Source organism: Colwellia marinimaniae, assembly GCF_002207865.1.
Taxonomy (GTDB): Bacteria; Pseudomonadota; Gammaproteobacteria; order Enterobacterales; family Alteromonadaceae; genus Colwellia; species Colwellia marinimaniae.
On record NZ_BDQM01000225.1, the window covers coordinates 1 to 278 of the forward strand.

1 pseudogene is annotated in these 278 nt (G+C 53.6%); it reads left to right on the forward strand.

What is annotated here, in order from left to right:
* A pseudogene (locus tag MTCD1_RS19025) lies at window positions 1-278 on the forward strand (phospho-N-acetylmuramoyl-pentapeptide-transferase); the annotation flags it as partial.

Below are 278 nucleotides of genomic sequence, written 5' to 3' on the forward strand. Positions count from 1 at the left end.
GCATATCCCTTATCTGCCAGGGGCCGGTGAACTGGTCATTGTCTGCACCGCGATTGTGGGTGCGGGTCTCGGGTTTCTCTGGTTTAACACCTACCCGGCTCAAGTCTTCATGGGAGATGTTGGATCACTTGCTCTTGGCGCAGCATTGGGAGCTATCGCAGTCTTGGTACGTCAGGAGATCTTACTGGTCATCATGGGCGGTGTGTTCGTGATGGAAACCGTTTCGGTGATTCTGCAGGTCGGATCATACAAGCTTCGTGGTCAGCGAATCTTCCGTA